Genomic DNA, 569 nt, shown 5'->3' on the forward strand with positions numbered 1-569 from the left:
ATCGATGATTTTCTTAATGTGAATTTAGCCGCGACCAACCCGAATGCGGCGAGCATTGCGTTCCAAGTGGCAAAGTTAGGTTCTGATACATTATTGGACTTAGAGCTGTCTGCATTGCAGCAAGAATCAAAAGCAGAAATCATCTCGAGTCCACGATTGATCACGACCAATAAGAAGCCCGCGTACATTGAACAAGGTACCGAAATTCCTTATCTAGAATCTTCATCGAGTGGTGCAACGTCAGTGACCTTTAAAAAAGCGGTGTTGAGCTTGAAGGTGACACCGCAGATCACACCTGACAATCGTTTAGTGTTGGATCTGAGTGTGACCCAAGACCGACCTGGTAAGGTAGTGAAAACGGGCACAGGAGAGGCAATGGCAATTGATACGCAGCGGATTGGCACCCAATTTCTGGTGAATAATGGTGAGACGGTTGTGCTCGGTGGTATTTTCCAGCACAGCATTACTAACTCAGTGGATAAAGTGCCATTGTTGGGCGATCTTCCGCTATTAGGCGCACTTTTCCGCCGAAGTTACGAAAACGTTGGCAAAAGTGAGTTGCTAATTTT

Annotated in this window: 1 pseudogene; it reads left to right on the top strand. The window is 46.0% G+C overall.

Going from position 1 to position 569, the window contains the following annotated elements:
• Positions 1 to 569, top strand: a pseudogene (locus R8N47_RS27230) (type IV pilus secretin PilQ); the annotation flags it as partial.

This window comes from Vibrio sp. 2132-1 (genome assembly GCF_033344315.1).